The sequence below is a fragment of the Streptomyces sp. NPDC088254 genome (assembly GCF_044740925.1).
Lineage (GTDB): Bacteria > Actinomycetota > Actinomycetes > Streptomycetales > Streptomycetaceae > Streptomyces.
In genome coordinates, this window is the sequence record NZ_JBIURQ010000012.1 from 98025 (window position 1) to 113918 (window position 15894).

The 15894-nt window shown below is 71.4% G+C and carries 8 protein-coding genes and 1 pseudogene; 4 read left to right on the forward strand and 5 right to left on the reverse strand.

The genetic code is table 11. The annotated features are described in order from the left end of the window. The first annotated feature begins 257 nt into the window (after positions 1–257). Positions 258–2873: a rifamycin-inactivating phosphotransferase gene (rph, locus tag ACIOC0_RS31505; RefSeq protein ID WP_402159150.1), complete on the forward strand. Its 2616-nt coding sequence runs from the start codon at positions 258–260 to the stop codon at positions 2871–2873. A gap of 54 nt (positions 2874–2927) precedes the next feature. Here the strand turns inward: rph and ACIOC0_RS31510 are convergent. From ACIOC0_RS31510 to ACIOC0_RS31520, 3 genes and pseudogenes are all read right to left on the reverse strand, one after another. Next, positions 2928–3085: pseudogene (locus ACIOC0_RS31510) on the reverse strand (alpha/beta hydrolase); the annotation flags it as partial. Positions 3086–3207: 122 nt separating this feature from the next. Continuing rightward, entirely contained in the window at positions 3208–5409 is a 2202-nt protein-coding gene (locus ACIOC0_RS31515) for a S1 family peptidase (protein WP_402159151.1), read from the reverse strand. A gap of 175 nt (positions 5410–5584) precedes the next feature. Beyond that, a complete protein-coding gene (locus ACIOC0_RS31520; protein ID WP_402159152.1) occupies positions 5585–6040 on the reverse strand; it encodes a hypothetical protein in 456 nt (151 codons plus the stop codon). Between the two features lie 586 nt (positions 6041–6626). On the opposite strand from ACIOC0_RS31520, the gene ACIOC0_RS31525 reads away from it, so the two are divergent. The 3 genes from ACIOC0_RS31525 to ACIOC0_RS31535 all read left to right on the forward strand — a co-directional run bounded on the left by ACIOC0_RS31525 (position 6627) and on the right by ACIOC0_RS31535 (position 13097). Then, a complete protein-coding gene (locus tag ACIOC0_RS31525) occupies positions 6627–10007 on the forward strand; it encodes an ALF repeat-containing protein (RefSeq protein WP_402159153.1) in 3381 nt (1126 codons plus the stop codon). Between the two features lie 84 nt (positions 10008–10091). Next, positions 10092–12017, forward strand: a complete 1926-nt coding sequence (locus tag ACIOC0_RS31530) for a DNA/RNA non-specific endonuclease (RefSeq protein WP_402159154.1) — start codon at positions 10092–10094, stop codon at positions 12015–12017. 39 nt (positions 12018–12056) lie between these two features. Then, positions 12057–13097, forward strand: a complete 1041-nt coding sequence (locus tag ACIOC0_RS31535) for a hypothetical protein (RefSeq protein WP_402159155.1) — start codon at positions 12057–12059, stop codon at positions 13095–13097. Positions 13098–13223: 126 nt separating this feature from the next. On the opposite strand, the gene ACIOC0_RS31540 is transcribed toward ACIOC0_RS31535, so the two are convergent. Continuing rightward, entirely contained in the window at positions 13224–13577 is a 354-nt protein-coding gene (locus tag ACIOC0_RS31540) for a hypothetical protein (RefSeq protein ID WP_402159156.1), read from the reverse strand. Next, a complete protein-coding gene (locus tag ACIOC0_RS31545; protein WP_402159157.1) occupies positions 13570–15747 on the reverse strand; it encodes an FUSC family protein in 2178 nt (725 codons plus the stop codon). Before ACIOC0_RS31545 ends, ACIOC0_RS31540 begins: the two co-directional genes overlap by 8 nt. Positions 15748–15894 lie beyond the last annotated feature (147 nt).

Genomic DNA, 15894 nt, shown 5'->3' on the forward strand with positions numbered 1-15894 from the left:
TCGGCGACCTGCGCGGACCGCACGGTCTTTGAGGCGAGGGGAGACAGAAGGGGAGGAAAACAAAAAGGGCAAGGAGTCCTCTCCTTGCCTCTCTTAACTTATAGCGCACCCGGGGGCTTGCGGCAAGGCCCCCGTGGTGGCGCAGAATTCCCCGCCGGAGCCACAACCTGCGGAAACGGGGACGACGTGCGTGAGGTGTCGGCGATTCAAGCAGTCAGCGCAGGACGACGGAGCACGGCAACCTCGGAGGTGTCGCGGTGAACGAGCAGTACGTGTCGGAAATCCGGGAGGTCGACGCATCCCAGGTAGCCGTCGTCGGCGGCAAGGGCGCGCACCTGGGCGAGCTGTCGCGGATCGAGGGCATCTCCGTACCGGCCGGCTTCTGCGTGACGACGGACGCCTTCCCGCGGATCATGGCGCAAGCACCGTCGATCGACGCTCTGCTCGACCGGTTGTCAGACCTGAGCCCGGACGACGGCGAGGCGATCCGCACGCTCAGCGCGCGGATCCGCCGGACCATCGAAGAGGTCGCCATCCCCGCCGACCTCGCGGCGGCGATCACCCGCGCGCACGCACGGCTCGGCGAGCAGGCCGCCTGCGCCGTCCGGTCCAGCGCGACGGCGGAGGATCTGCCGACGGCCTCCTTCGCCGGCCAGCAGGACACGTACCTGAACGTCGTGGGGCCGGCGGCGATCCTCCGGAGCGTCAGCCGGTGCTGGGCCTCGTTGTTCACCGAGCGGGCCGTGACCTACCGCGAGCGGCACGGGATCGACCACCGCACGGTCCACATGGCCGTGGTCGTGCAGCGGATGGTCTTCCCGCAAGCGGCCGGCATCCTGTTCACCGCCGACCCCGTCACGGGCAACCGGAAGGTCGCCACCGTCGACGCCGGCTTCGGCCTCGGCGAGGCTCTGGTCTCCGGCCTGGTGAACCCCGACGTCTTCAAGGTGCGGCAAGGCGAGATCGTCGCCAGGACGATCGCCGCCAAAGAGCGTGCCGTACTCGCCCTGCCCGGCGGCGGCACGCGGGAAGTGGAGATCGACTCCGGACGCCGGGAGCAGCCGGCGCTGACGGACGAGCAGGTCGTGCGGCTCGTGCGCCTCGGGCGGCGGATCGAAGCACACTTCGGCCGCCCGCAGGACATCGAATGGTGCCTGGCCGACGACGGCTTCCACATCGTCCAGAGCCGGCCCGTCACGACGCTGTTCCCCGTCCCCGAGACCGACGACCAGGACAACCACGTCTACGTCTCCGTCGGACACGGGCAGATGATGACCGACCCCATGAAGCCCCTGGGCCTGTCCGTGTGGCAGCTGACAGCCATGGTGCCGATGCACGTGGCCGGCGGGAGGCTGTTCGTCGACGTCGCCCCGCGTCTCGCCTCGCCCGCGAGCCGCGCCGGCCTCCTCGACGTCATCGGGCGAGGCGACCCGCTGACCAGGGACGCCCTGGAGTCCGTCCTCGAACACGACGACTTCGTCCCCTCGCTCCCGGACGCGGTCCCCGCCGAGCCGCCGGCCGGCCCCGCCCCCACCCCGATCGAGACCGATCCGGCCATCGTCACCGAACTGGTCGAGCGCAGCGAGGAGTTCCTCGCCACCCTCGAACTCGACATCCGGACGAAGACCGGACCCGCGCTGTTCGACTTCCTGCTGGACGCCTTCGAGGAGCACAAACGAGTCCTCAGTGATCCACTGAGCATCCAGGCGATCATGGCGGGGATGGAAGCCACCTGGTGGCTCAACGACAAGCTGCGGGAATGGCTGGGGGAGAAGAACGCGGCCGACACGCTCACGTTGTCCGCCCCCGGCAACATCACATCCGAGATGGGACTGGCGCTGCTCGACGTCGCGGACGTGATCCGCCCGCATCCGGAGGTGGTGGCGTTCCTGCGCGACGTCGAGGAGATCGAGGACGACGCCTTCCTCGACGAGCTGGCGAAGGTAGCGGGCGGCGCCGAGGCGCGCCGAGCCGTCGAGTCCTACCTCGACCGGTACGGCATGCGCTGCGTCGGCGAGATCGACATCACGAGGCCGCGCTGGCGCGAGCGCCCCACCACGCTCGTGCCCGTACTCCTCGACAACGTCAGGAACTTCGAGCCGGGAGCCGCCGAACGGCGCTTCGAGCAGGGGCGGTTGAAGGCGCTGTGGAAGGAACAGGACGTGCTGGCCCGCCTGCGGGCCCTCCCGGACGGGGACCGCAAAGCCGACGAGACCAAGCGGATGATCGACCGGGTCCGGACCTTCATCGGATACCGGGAGTACCCGAAGTACGGCGTCATCAGCCGCTACTTCGTCTACAAGCAGGCCCTCCTGGCGGAGGCCGAGCGCCTCGTGCGGGCCGGAGTGCTGCCCGAGAAGGAGGACGTCTTCTACCTGACGTTCCAGGAACTCCACGACGTCGTGCGCACGCACGAGGTGGACGGCCGGCTCATCCGGCAGCGCAAGGACGCGTTCCGTTCGTACCACGCGCTCACTCCGCCCCGGGTCCTCACCTCGGACGGTGAGGCCGTCACCGGGTCGTACCGGCGCGACGACGTCCCGGCGGGTGCCCTGACCGGCGTCGCGGTCTCCGCCGGGACCGTCGAGGGAAGGGCCCGCGTCGTCCTCGACATGGCGGACGCCTACCTCGAGGCGGGCGACATCCTGGTCACGCCTTTCACGGACCCCAGCTGGTCGCCGCTGTTCGTCGGCATCGCGGGCCTGGTGACGGAGGTGGGCGGACTGATGACCCACGGCGCGGTGATCGCCCGCGAGTACGGCCTGCCGGCCGTCGTCGGCGTGGACCGGGCCACCCGGCGCATCAGGGACGGCCAGCGCATCCGCGTCCACGGTACCGACGGATACGTCGAGATCCTTTCCGGGACTCCGTGAGGTACGAGGCCGTGTCGGCACGCCGCGGGAGGTGGATACGGCACGCTCACGCGGTCACGCCGGCGCCGCCAGCAGATCGGCCGGCACGTCGGCCGTTCCAGGGCGACGAAGTGGCCCGCCTTCGGGACCTGCGTGAAGGCGGCGGCCGGCAGCAGCCTCCGGTCGGCCTTCCGGTCCGACGTCCGGGACCAGTCCTTCTCGCCGTAGACGAGGCTGCTCGACGCGCAGGGCATGCGCTGACGCGTTACAGCCGGAGAGCCCCCGAAAACCGTGAGGCTTTCGGGGGCTCTCCGTCGTCAACCGGCCTGAGTTCGCTGCCGGTTACCGGACCGGCTCAGCGGGCTTGGGCGCCGAACCGGGTGCCCACGGCGGGGAAGCCGCCGGTGCCGGGCTTGTAGGTGGTCACCGCGGCGACGGTGCCGCCGTTGACGGTGTTGGACATCGGCAGGGCGAGCAGAGCGCCGAGTCCGGGGCCGTAGGGCATGCCGATGTAGAGCTTGGTGCCCGTGTAGTGGATGCTGCGGCCCACGTACTGGTTGGCACCGGGCGGGCCGGGGATGCCGTCACCGTCGCCGGCCTCGATCCAGCGGTCGTTGGGGCCGGCCGCCGCGACGAGCGAGAACGTGTGGACGGCGCCGGCGTTGGCGGTGGTGCCGAGGGCCTCGCCAGGGGTGCCGACGGCGAGACGCATGGTCGCGGTGGTGCCGACTGCGCGCGGTGCGGTGTTGACGGCGGTCAGGGCCTCGCCCATCCGGTCGCCGGCCTCGGAAGTGCCGGAGACGTCGTCCTCGGCGGTGCCCTGCTTCAGATCCCGCAACTCGGCCCAGGCGCCCGCGGCGGTGACCCGGCCGACGACGACCCGGCCGGCGTCGGCCTTCTTGGTGGTGCCCAGGACCACTGTTTCGCCCGGCGAACCGATCGCCAGGATCGAGTCGGTGGCTGCGGCGGCCCCCGAGGGCCGGTACTCGGTCAGGCTGAGCGACCAGCCGAAGTCGTCGTTCGCGTCGGCGTCGCCGGAGACGCTCGCGAGGTCCTGGTCCAGGCCGAACAGCGGCTTGGGGTAGCCCTCGGCGTGCAGCGCGTGGCTGAAGACGGCCAGGTTGCCGGCGGAGTTGTCGCCCCCGATGTTCTCGTTGGGCGCGCCGATGGCGATGTGGTTGGCGTCGGCCGCGACCGAGGTGCCGAAGCCGTCGTTGGCCTCGGCGCCACCGGGCACGTCGGTCCTGTCCTGGTGGATCACGGCGTTGGTGGCGCCGCGCAGGTAGAAGGCCGACCCGGCCTTCGCCACGGTGCCGACCGTCTCGCCGGGCACACCGATCACGATGTACGGCTCGCCGGCGGCGGTGGTGCCGGCGGCGAGGGCGTCGCCCATCCGGTCGCCCGCCCCGTTCACCGAGGCCTTGATCGCGCCGGTGCCCGCGCCCTGCTCGAAGTGGGTGTCCTTCACCGCGCCGGTGCCCAGGCCGCCGGGAGCGCCGTACAGCACATCGACGAAGCCCGAGTCCGCGACGGAGCCGACGTCCTCCAGGGTGGTGCTGACGACGAGGTCGGTGTAGCCGTCCTCGTTGTAGTCGACGGTGTCCATCGCGTCGCCGAACGAGTCGCCCTGCTCGGGGTCGCCGACGACCCAGGCGAGTTCCTGGCTGATCTCCGCGATGCCCTTGCCTCCGCCGTAGGAGACGCGCACCAGACCGGCGTTGGTCTTGCCCGCGACGGTGCCTGCCGGGTCGGCGATCGCGATGTCCTCGACGCCGTCGCCGTTGAAGTCGGTGATGCGGGTGGCGCCGACCGTGGAGTTCACCCAGGAGGTGAGGTCGTCGACGCGTGCGATGACGCCCGCGGTACTGGTCTGCGTGGCGTCGATGCCGTGGCAACCGCCCTGGGCGGACTGGGAGCTGAGGCCCACGAGCTTGCCGTCGCCGATCACCGGGCCGCCCGAGTCGCCCATGCACGCGGCGGCGCCGTCCTTGCCGGTCACCTGCGCCGAGGTGGCGGCGGTGGAGTCGAGGGTGTAGGCGCCGGTATGCAGCTTCAGCGGCGCCCACTCGGTCTTCGTACGGCCGTATCCGGCGAACCGCAACTCCTGGCCGGCCGTGGGCGCGGTGGTCGCGAGCGCGATGGGTGCGACATTGGTGACCGGCCGGTTCAGCCGGGCCAGGACCACATCGCGGTCCGCGCGCGGTACCAGTTCGACGATACGGCGCTGGGCGCCCTGGGTGCCGGAGAGGTCGGCGCGTCCGATGACAGCGGTGGTCGCCTTCGCCGGGGCGCCGGCAGCGACCGCGAGCGAGACGGCCGGGTCGGCTGCGAAGCAACTGGCCGCTGTGAGGAGCCATTCCATGTCCACGAGGGCCGCGGAACAGCCGCGGTCGTGGTCGCCGACGATGATCTGTGCGGTGTAGGCGAAGGTGGTGTCCGCGTCGGCGACCGGGGTTCCCCCGGTGACGGCGGCTGCGGGAACCGCGGATAACGCGAGCGACGCGGTGGCCAGGACGGCGCCGAGCGCGGCGATGCGAGGGCGTCTGGTGGGGTGCATAGAAGTGGTGACCTCAATCACAAGGCTGAGCAGGCCGATTGACGGGGAGGAACCGTGACCGGGACGCGTGCTCCCGGCTGTCGAGGGGCCCCGCCGACTGCCTGATGTCTGTACCTGCTCACTGATCAGGAACGATGTGCGGTGCTGAGCAGGTCGGTCGCGGGACGGAAGGCGGCTACTTGGCCGTCCGGATCTCGACCAGCGTGTGCGCGCGGGACTCCGGGTCCGTGCTCTCGCCCACCGGCGTGAACGTGTTCTTGGTGATCTCGTAGGACTTCTCCTCGGTGCCGACGGTCATGTCGACGGTGGTGGAGTAGTCGTTGCCCCTGATCGAGTAGACGCCGGGGAGATCCAGGGTCAGCCAGCCCTCGTTGCCGGTGGTGTTGAAGCAGACCTCTTCGGCCCTGTTGCGAACCAGGAGCCGCAACTGCCCCGTGTTGGGAGCGCAGTTGGCGAGCGTGATGTGACCGTCGCCTCGCTTCAGGGTGATCTTCTGCTCCGCCAGGATCTTGTCGGCCTGGGGATAGTTGAAGTCTTCCACGGCATAACCGGGGGTGGCCCCTGCCACCAGCACGGCGGCGTCGGCGGCCTGCGCGGTGCCTGCGTCCGGACCGTGTCCACCGTTGGTCACTGCGATCCAGGCTAACGCACCGCCGACTGCGACGCCGAGTGCCTGCATCGCGAGCCGCATTCTTCGCGGCTTTCCGACATTGGCGTTGTTTTCCTTCATCGTATCCCTAATTTCCTGTCCACCGGCCGGAGTTGAGGACCGCCGACCGTGAAGAGCCGGTCGCGAACAGGGGAAGCCGTGCATGCGGCATGTGTGAAGTCCCCCGTGCACCAAGTGCGCCGCGTCCGTGACGCACTGTGAACCCCGGTGATCGTCATCGACCCTGGCATCTGAACACGGCGACGCACCCACGTCCAGCTCCCTGAACTGCCCATATCTGGATATAGAAAGCAATTTCTCCGTGACCTGCGTCACTCTTCCCGGCGCTTCCCGGGGCGGTGTCACGACTTCGCGAGGTATGTACTGGTTCGTCGAATTCCCTTGCTCATATGGGCTGTTCGAGCCTCGACGGACCCAACTCCCGCAAAAGACCCATGGAGTTGATACTGTCCACAACTTGTGGCGGCCATCGATCCATGGATCCGTCGTCCGTCACGACGCGAAATCCGACAGCTCGCCGCGTTACTCAGAGAAGGGCAAGTCCCGAATGCAGACAGCTTTATGGAGCAGACGCCGCGTTCTCGGCGCGATCGCGGCCGCGACCGCCGTCGCCTCCACCCCCGCGGTTCTGCGGCCGGCCACCGCCGCGGCCGCCGAGACGACGGGCACCGGCCCGGTGCCGCTGCCGGACACCGAGCGCGCCAAGGCGGTCCGCGCATGGCTGACCGGCGGCACGGGCGTCAAGGCCGCCGCCGCCACGGCCCTCTACGGGACCGACGCCGAGATACAGAACTTCCTCGCCGTGACGCTGCCCCAGCAGACCGTCCAGGACAACCGGGTCGCGATCGTCCGCAGCCTGGACCGGGCGGGCAAGGGCCTGCGCCGCGAGGCCGTCGCCGCCCTGGACAACGGCGACGCGGCGATAGCCGCCTTCCTCTCGGGAGGCTTCGCCCCCGCCATTCGGGAGGACCTCAAGGTCGCCACCAGCATCGTCTCGTCCACCGGCGGCAAGGCCGTGGTGCGCGAGGCCAGCGCCGCCCTCGACGCCGGCACCGAGCAGGCCCTCGTCGGCTTCCTCACCGACAAGCAGTACGACGCGCGGCTGGAGGACACCCGGGTCCAGATCAGCGCCATGATGGTGACCGGCGGCCCGGAGGTGCGCAAGTACGCGGACCGTGCGCTCAGCGGCACCGCGAACGACGCCGAATGGTTCATGGAGACCGGCCAGCACATCGCGCGCGCCCGCGACCAGGAGTCGGCGACCATCGAGGAGCTCGTGGCCGTCGTCGAGCGCGAGGGCAAGCGCGCCGAACGCGAGACCAACCTGGCCGTCGAGGCCGGGGCCCGCGCCGAGACCGCCGCCGGCAAGGCCAAGGAGGCCGCAGAGAAGGCCGCCGCAGAAGCCGCCGCGGCCCAGAGCGACGTGCGCAAGTCAGGGGCCGCGGCCCGCAAGGCGGCGAGCGCGGCGAAGGGCGCGGCCGACGCCGCCCGCAACGCCGTCAACGCCTCCAACGCCGCCGTGAACGCCTCCCGCCGTGCCTCCTGGGCCGCCGCGGGCGCCGCCCAGGCCGCCGCGAAGGCCGGCAACGCCGCCGCCCGCGCCTTCAACGCCGCGATCGCCGCGTCCAAGGACGCAGGCAAGGCGAAAGAAGCCAAGAACGCCGCGGTGGCCGCCCGCAACGCCGCCGCCAAGGCACGCAGCGCCGCCGCGGCCGCCGCCAAGGCGGCCCTCGCCGGCGACGCGTCCGCGTCCGCCGGTCTGGCCGCCGCCTCCGCCGCCCGCAACTCGGCCGCCGCCGCGGCCGCCGCCGCGCAGGCCGCCGTGTCGGCCGGCGCCGCCCAGGCGGAAGCCAACGAGGCCAAGCGCCAGGCAGCCATCGCCAGCAGCGCCGCCAACCGCGCCACCAACGCCGCATCGGCCGCCCAGGCGCTGGCGAGCGCCTCCGCCAAGGCGGCCCGCACCGCCCGCGACGCCGCCAACTCCGCCGCCGACCACGCCGACAAGGCCGCGGACGCCGCCGAGGAGGCCGTGAAGTACGCCGGCCAGGCCATCGACTACGCCAACAAGTCGACCGCCCACGCCAACGCTGCCGTGAAGGCCGCCAACGTCGCCACCCAAGCCGTCACCGACGCCATCGAGGTGGAGAAGAACGCCCGCGCCGCCGAGGCGCAGACCCTGGCGCAGGACAAGCAGCAGGCCATCGAGGAGGCCCAGCAGCTCGCCGCCATAGAGAAGGCCGAACTCGCCGACGTCCGCGAGAAGCGGCAGATGCAGGAGCGCATGACGCAAGCGACCAAGGACCTCCTGTCCAAGGCGGAAACGGCGCTCTACTCCGGCGACATGGCGGTCGCCGCGACCTTGGGCAGGCAGGCCGCGGTCGCGCTGATCGACGCCCGTGGCGCCCACACCCGCCAGGCGGCCCAGCACGCCCTCGCCGGCTCCGACTACGACGTCTACTCCTGGATCGACCTCGACCGGGTCCTCGCCCAGGAGCAGGACGACCGGGAGACCACCCTCCACGTGGCGACGGTCGGCAGTCCGAACGTCGCGGCGGCCGCCGCCGCCGCGCTGGCGAGCAACGACTCCAAGGCTGTCGGCGACTTCCTCACCGGCGGCATGAAGCGCGCCTCGGACGAGGACCTGCGCGTCGCCATCAACAAGATCATGGCCGACGCCCCTGGCAAGGCCGTCATCGAGGCCGGCGACAAGGCGCTGGACAAGAACACCACCGAATCCCTCAACTACTTCTTCGACCACGACTATCCGCTGGCCATCCAGGAGGACGACCGGGTCCGGGCCGTTCAGCTGATCAGCACCGCCGGCGCCTTCACCAAGGCCTACGCGGAGGTCGCGCTCGAGGGACCGGCGTGGATGCTGCGCAACTTCATCAGCGTGATCCAGTTCCGCACGGCCCAGCTCGACTTCGACACGGCCACCCACGTCGCCGCCGTCCGCGGGGCCATCGCCGCTGCCGGCAAGGTCGCGCAGAAGGCTCAGGAGGACGCGGCCCTCGCCTCGAAGGCCGCCGCCGACGCCCGCAAGGCCGCCGACGAGGCCAAGAAGTGGTCGCAGAAGGCGCTCGACTCCGCCGCCAAGGCCGAGGACTACGCCAAGCAGGCGCGGGACAACGCCGACGCCGCCGACAAGTCCGCCGCGGACGCCCAGGCCTCCGCCGCCAAGGCGCAGAAGGCCGCCGCCACCGCCCGCGGCGCCGCCCGCTCCGCCAACTACTCGGCCAACAAGGCCGTCGACTCGGCGCGCGCGGCCCTCGCCTCCTCCGCCCAGGCCCAGCGCTCCGCCGCCGCCGCCCGCGCCGCCGAGCTCGCCGCCTCAGCCGACGCGAGGGCGGCCGCCGCGGCGTACGCCCAGGCCAAGAAGATCGCCGCCGACAAGAAGCGGGCCGAGGACATCGCGAAGGCCAAGGCGGCCGCGCTCGAGGCAGCGCGGGCCCGCGGCATCGGGGAGGACCCGGCCAACAACAACAAGAACAACCAGGTCAACCCGAACGGCACCGCGGCCGGTGACGCCGACGAGTGGTGGAACGACGCCCAGTTCTACGCGGACGCCGCCAACGTGGTCAGCGTCGGCGCCGGGTTCCTGGCGGCCGGCTGCGCCCTCGCCGCCACCGTCTTCCCGCCGGCCCTCGCCGCCGCCGGCTTCTTCGCCGGCGTCTCCGCGGGCGCGGGCGCCCTCGGCAGCCTCTTCACGGGCATCGAGCACGGCTTCACCAGCGGCGCCTTCTGGGAGTCCGCCGCCGGCACCGGCCTGAGCCTGGTCTCCTTCGGCGCCTACAAGTGGGTCGGCGCCGCGGACAAGGCGCTCGGCGGCAGCGTCGTCAAGCCGGTCGTCAGCAAGATCACAGACGTCGGCGAGGACCTGGTCTCCGGCATCACGAAGGGCCTCAGCGACTTCGGCCTGGCGGCCTGACCCCGCCCGTTCTCCCTTCCCCGGGGGCGCCGCAGTCAGGCGGCGCCCCCTCCTTCCCGTCACTAACGGAAAGTCCCTGCCTCCATGCATGGAATACCCGGCGGGCGCGCCACGAGAAGACGCGCCCGCTCCACGGTCCTGACCGTCCTCACCGCCCTGACCCTCGTCGTCACGACAGCCGCGACGACCCAGGCGGCCGAGCCGCCCGCGACGAAGAGGGCCTCGTCCGCGACCAAGTCCGCGGCGCCCAGTACGAGTTCGACCGAGACCAGCAGGTTCGCGGCCGGCTCCGGTGAAGACTGCACCGCCACCGCCCCGGGCTCCAAGGAGCGCCGCGCGGGCGCCGTCGAGTCCTGTGTGACGGTCACCCCCGCCCCGGTGACAGCGAAGGCCCGCACCGCCGCCGCCGCGGCCGCCGCCAGCTGCAGCATCACCAGCCCCGGCAACTACAGCTACGAGCGCTTCTCGTACTGCGTGACCGGCATCAACGTCACCTACATTCTCCGCGACAGCAGGGGCCTGGAGATCGGACGCGGCACCCTGGCGGTCTCCACCAGCGCCGACCTCTCCCCGACCGCCACGACCTGGAACGAGCACGTCACCGTCGCGATGACCAGCGCCTCCGGTGACGTCGCCGCCCTGAGCGCCAAGTTCCGCGCCTCCTGCGACGCCGGCTGCACCGCAACCAAGGACGCGCCGTGGTGGGCGAGCACTGTCACCATCGGCAAACCCCTGACCGGGGACGTCACCTTCTCATCGCCCCAGAGCACCGGCTCCTCCGCCTCCTTCTTCACGTCCTACAAGATGTACGTGACGGCCCCGGGAGCCACGCCGACCGACCCGAACGCGTCGTGGAAAAACGCGCGTGAGATCAGGTGCGACGACGCGGTCGGCGGCGGTTCGGGGGCGGGGTGTGCGGTTCCCTCCATCACGCCTGTCGTGCCGATGAAGGCGACGGGCTCGGACCCGGGCGGCGCCGTTGCCGCCTACCAGTGGACCCAGCAGAACCTCAACGACGGTTGGGGCGAGGGCAAGCTGCTGACCCGCGCAACAGTCGGCGTGTCCAACCGTGCGGCCGCCACCTGTGCGGGATACGTAGCCATCACGACCCTCGTCGAGACCGACACCTGCGCCGGATTCCCCTTCGGTGAGGCGAAGGAAGGCGGGACCCGGGGCGACCAGTGCGTCGAGGTGATACCCAACCTGGGCAACGGGGAGTGGGACACATATGTGCTGGGCAACGCCAAGGAACTGGACAAGTCCAAGCCTTGCGTGCGGGCCCACGTCAACGCCGCGGACAAGCAGTTCGCCGACACTCAGCTCGCCAACGGCTTCGCCGGCCAGCGGGTGATCGACAACGACCAGTTCAAGCTGAAGTTCAGCACGCCGAACACCGGCCCGCACGCCCGCTGCCTGAACACCAATCCGCTCGGTGCGGTCCCCAACGGCGACGGCTGGAACATGTACACCACTGAACCGGTGCCGCACGTCAACAAGACAGTCACCCCGATAGGCCCGGCCGGCACGCGGCCGACCCGGGCACAGGCATGTCTGGCGAGGAACACCAGCAAGGGCTCCCCTGCCAAGGGGGACATCACAGGCTGGCTGGACGCGCAGAAGTTCAACACGGACAACCCGCCGACTTCTTCACAGGCCCGCTGCCATCTGATCGCCAACATCCTCGGCGGGACCGGCCAGATCGAGGACCTTGGTCAGGACAACCTCGTCCCCTGCTGGCAGCAGGGCATGAACACCGGCACGCCCAGCATGCGGACCTTCGAGAGCATGGCGCAGGACAAGATCAAGGGCCCCGTCTCCGCCTTCGGAGCGGACGACGCCATCTTCTACGAGGTCACACCCGTCTACAGGGACGCCACCAGTACGATCCCGGTGGGTGTCACGATGCACGCCAATATCGAGCGGGCGAACGGGACGATCGAGGAACTGTTCCCCAACGTCTACGTCCCCAACACCAAGAAGGACACCTTGCTGCTCAATCTCGGTAACTGACCGAGCGATCCTCTGCAATCTGTGCCATCGGGAGCCGGCATGAGTTTCACCACCCCACCGCGACCACTCGACGTGGCCGCACTCTTCCCTCAACTGGCCCTGATGGCCCGTTCGGCGACCCGGCTGCATCCAAGACCCGGGTCGCCGACCGTGCACGACAGCTCCGTCGGCGGTCCGCTCCTGTGGCCGGCCGACGAGCCGTGGCCCCTCTGCGAAGGTCCACACGACAGCCATGCGGCTCCCAGAGTCCACTCACCGGACGACATCCGGGTGCTGCGACGCATTCGCGCGGCAGCCGCCGAGCGGCTGCACGACGACCCCCGGGCACCCGTGTCCACGCCCGAGGAGGCGGAGACCGAGGAGCGGATCGGCACGGGCCGCCCGTGGTTCGACGGCCCGATCCCCATGCTGCCCGTCGCCCAGCTGTACACCCGCGACGTCCCTCTCCCGGTCAGTCCTCCCGGGGTCGATCTCCTTCAGGTCCTGTGGTGCCCTTTCGACCATCCGACACACCCCCGCACCGCCCTCTTCTGGCGCTCCTCCGGGACCGTCACCGACGTACTCGCCGCACCGCCCGAGCCGCCCACGGTCCAGTTCGTCTGGTACCTGCCGGAGCCGTGCTCCCTCGCACCCGAGCAGGTCACCGAGTACCCCAACCCCATGGAACTCGACAAGGAGTTGCAGGACCAGCTCAGCGACGTGAGCCGGTGGCAGACCGCCGGCGATGCGTGGGACAGCAGGTACGCGGTCGCCCCGGACGAGTTCTACGCGAACAGGCTCGCCCACGCTCCCGGATGGAAGACCGGCGGCTGGTCCCGCTGGGGCCTGACCGACCCCGTACCCCGACCCTGCCCCGACTGCGGCACCGAGACGGTTCCACTCCTCACCATCGCGTCCGGGGAATGGGATTCCGTCACTCGCAGCTGGATCCCCGAGGAGGAGCAGGCCAGCCCGACGCCGTCCAACCTCGGCAACCCACCCGGAGACTTCACCCTGATCGACATCGCCGGCGGCTACGACCTCCAGCTCCACGCCTGCCCGGCCGACCCCTCCCACGATCACGTCGAACTGGTCCAGTGACTGTGTCGACCTAGCGGGGCCGCGGACGGCCGGCTGCAGGGCACGCACACCCCGGGTCGATCGCGTCGATCACCGTATCGGCCCGGGTCCCGTTCACGGAGGGCCGGCAGCGTGGCGTCGTCGTGGTCATGAGCAGCCGGGCTCCTGGCTGGGTTCGCGGTCCTCGCCGCCGGCCAGGGCCCGATGGCGGTCCATCAACCCGTTCATCTCGGCATGATCACGGCGTTGCCGGGCCAACACGCTGCCCGTGCCGCCCAGTTGCTCAACCGTCCGCTCTTTGATCGTCTCGGGACGGTGGTTGCGGCCGCCGCCGACGGTCACCGCGTACTTGTCCAGGGCGCGCAGGCGGTCGGTGAGCGTCGCGATGCCGCACATGCGCTGCAGGAAGTCCAGCGCCGTACGCTCCCCGGGGATCAGGCTGCGCGCCGAGCCGGCACCTCGGCGAGTCGAGCCGCTTCTGTCGCCGGCGCCGTCACCCACCCCGGCGCGTGGGCCCCGAACCGTTGCCTTCCGCAGCCAGGGTCGCCCGCACCCGCTGCTCCTCGCGAGCAGAGCCGACGTCCCGTTCCAGGGGCGTGCGGCTCACGGCTGTCGCGAGGTCTTCCAAGGCCCGTTTCTGCAGTTCCGCTTCGCGCCGCACGACCGGGCTCCCATTGCCGGCGGCGGCGTCCTCCCACGCACGGAGCGCCTCCTCCACGCCTCCCCAGTCCGGATTCCTGTGCTCGCGCACGGCGACTGCCGCCTTCGCGGTGTCCGTCTCCAGGGCCTCGGCGAATCGCTCCGCCTCGGGGACGAAGCGGCTGTCGGCCCGCGGGACGTGGCTCTCCATGAGCATCGCCGCGCGGCCGAACCCCTTGAGCGCCTCCTGCGCCTCCTGCGCCTCGCGCGCCGTCAGACCCCTGGGGCGGACCGGTTCCTGCTTTGCCCGCTCGTATGCCTCCTGCCAGGCGGCACGTGCCTCCCTGCTGTCCAGCAGTGCCCTGCGCATGTCGGCGTGATGCTCCCGGGTCGGTTCGGCGTAGTCGCGGAGCACCGCGGCCGCGTAGCGGCCGTTGGCGGCGAGCCAGTCCGCGAGCCGGCCCGGCAGCCGGGGTGTCTCCCATGCGGGGTACACCACGTACGCCAGCATGGCCAGGGCCCCGCCGAGCAGGGTGAGCACCACCCGCTCCGGGACTGTCTGCTCCCATGCCTGGCCGCCCATGCCGAGCAGGAAGACGACGTACGCGGCGGTGAAGCACTGGGTGTAGGCGTAGCCGGTGCGGTTCAGCGTGTACGACAGGCCCGCCGAGATCACCGCCAGCGCACCGGACACATATGCGTCCGAGCCCAGGGCCCGCACCATGCCGGTGGCGAGCGCGACCCCCGCCAGGGTCCCGGCGAGACGGGCCACCGCGCGCGCGTACGTCCGGTGGAAGTCCGGCCGCATCACCATCACCGAGGCGATGGGCGCCCAGTAGCCGTGGCCCAGGGGCAGCCGGGCGGCGATCAGATAGCCGAGGGTGGCCACCGCCGCCAGGCGGACGGCGTGCCGGAACACGGGTGAGTCCGGGCGGAGCTCGCGGCGGACCGCCCGGACGACGACCGGGACCAGCCGGAGCATGGTCGGGCGCACCATGAACCGGTCGCCGGCGAGGCCGGGCGGCGTGGGCGTCCTCCCGGGCGGGCAGCCGCACCCGGCGATCTCCAACGCCTCGCCGAGCAGTTCCACGAGCCGCTCGGCGGCTTGCCGCGCGGGGCCCTCCAGCACCTCGTGCTCCTCGTCGACGCGCAGGGCGTCCATGCTCTCGGGCCGCACCTCGGCGGGAGTGCCGCGGCGGATCGAACGGGCGACCGCGTCCAGGACGTCGGCGGCCGCGTCGAGCAACTCCCGCGCGCGGTCCCGCCCGGGTCCCTCCGCCGGGGCGCCCACGTCCGGGTCGGCGAGCGCCGCGACCACCGGCCGAACGCGCTCGGCGAGTCCCCGGGGGCCGTGCAGGACGAGGGGACGGGTGCGAGCCTGTGACGGCGTCACGGCAGCCGCGTCCCGGGCCGTCATCAACGGCTCCGGGTCGAACGGGGCGGTCGGGTCGTGCCGCAACCGGCGGGCGTAGTCCGCCACGGCGGCCAGGGCGTCGGCGAGCGCGTCACGATGCGCTCCCCAGCGCCGGATCGGGAACAGCAGGATCAGCACGGCCTGCGTCACGCCCCCGAGTGCGATGACCCCGGCGTGCTCCAGGGCTCGCCCGACGCTCGTGGGCAAGGTGATGGTCACCAGCATGCTGCCCACGGTCGTCGCCGCGACGATCCCGGCGGTCGATCCGACGGCCCACGCCATCCCCGCGGCGAAGGCCCACACGGCCAGCAACGGGAGGAACGTCACGAGCCGCCCCGCCGCCAGGTAGCCCACGAAGGTGCTGAGCGCCAGAGCCGCGCCCGTGCCCAGCGCGACCACCTTGCGCGGGCGCCAGGTCCGCTGGAAGGTGGCCCCGCCTGCGGAGTAGGCACCGAGGGCGGCGGACGCGGCATACGCGGGGGAGGCCAGCCACAGCGTCGCCCCGATGACGATCGCGAGCCCAGCGGCGGCGCGCAGCGCGAGCAGGGGCTCCAGCCGCGTCTCCTCGATCTTTAGCGCAGAACGCACGACCTCCCCGAAGGCCCGCAGCCACGTCACGGGTGTCCGCCTGGCCGGAACGCCCTGCCGGGTCGCGTCGGCCTGGTCGAGGTGCGGCAGCCCTCGTGCAAGGGAACCTCCCACACGGCCCGCGAACCGGCCGGCGGCCGCAGCCGCTGGACGGGGTGCTGCCCCTGCGGACACTGC

Excerpts from the sequence above, each read along its gene's own strand:
- ACIOC0_RS31525 (WP_402159153.1), top strand. The coding sequence starts at position 6,627 with ATGCAGACAGCTTTATGGAGCAGACGCCGCGTTCTCGGCGCGATCGCG.
- ACIOC0_RS31515 (WP_402159151.1), bottom strand. The coding sequence starts at position 5,409 with ATGCACCCCACCAGACGCCCTCGCATCGCCGCGCTCGGCGCCGTCCTG.
- ACIOC0_RS31530 (WP_402159154.1), top strand. The coding sequence starts at position 10,092 with ATGCATGGAATACCCGGCGGGCGCGCCACGAGAAGACGCGCCCGCTCC.
- ACIOC0_RS31535 (WP_402159155.1), top strand. The coding sequence starts at position 12,057 with ATGAGTTTCACCACCCCACCGCGACCACTCGACGTGGCCGCACTCTTC.